At 69.6% G+C, this 695-nt stretch carries 1 protein-coding gene; it reads right to left on the reverse strand.

Features of this window, described 5'->3' with window-relative positions; translation table 11 throughout:
* Positions 1-661: GGDEF domain-containing protein (locus IEZ07_RS35310; protein ID WP_191898777.1), on the reverse strand; the 661-nt coding region annotated here is incomplete at its 3' end.
* Positions 662-695 lie beyond the last annotated feature (34 nt).

Raw genomic sequence — 695 nt, forward strand, 5'->3', positions numbered from 1 at the left:
CCCCGACACCCTCAACCACCCCGGAGACCCCACCGGCCACGGTCTCCACCCCGGCACCCCCGGCCAGCATCACCCGATTACGACCCGCCCGCTTGGCCGCGTACAACGCCTCATCCGCCGCATGCAGCAACTCCCCCGCCTCCATCCCCCCCGACAACGCCGCCACCCCCGCACTGAACGACACCGACAACGTATGACCCCCCGCCGGCACCCGCCCCGCCGCCACCCACACCCGGATCTCCTCCACCCGCTCCAACGCCTGCTCCCCCGACGCCCCCGGCAACACGATCACGAACTCCTCCCCCCCATACCGCGCCACCACATCACCCGCACGAATCCGCCCCCCCACCAGCTTCGCGAACCGCATCAACACCTGATCACCCGCACCATGACCATAACGATCATTGATCTGCTTGAAATGATCGATGTCCAGCAACGCCACACTCAGCGCCTCCCCCGACGCCGCCGCCAACCGCAACTCCCGCCCCAGCGCCTCCATCAGAAACCGCCGGTTGTGCAACCCCGTCAACGCATCCCGCACCGCCTGCTCGGCCAGATCCGCCCGCAACGCCTCGATCATCGCCACCTGCTCCTGCAACCGCGCGTTCGCCTCCACCAGCGCCCGCCGCTGCGCGTTCAACGCCGTCACATCCCGCCCCACGAACGCCCACCCCACCCGCTGACCCCGCGCATCC

The organism is Planomonospora parontospora (assembly GCA_014647935.1).
GTDB classification, from domain to species: Bacteria; Actinomycetota; Actinomycetes; order Streptosporangiales; family Streptosporangiaceae; genus Planomonospora; species Planomonospora parontospora.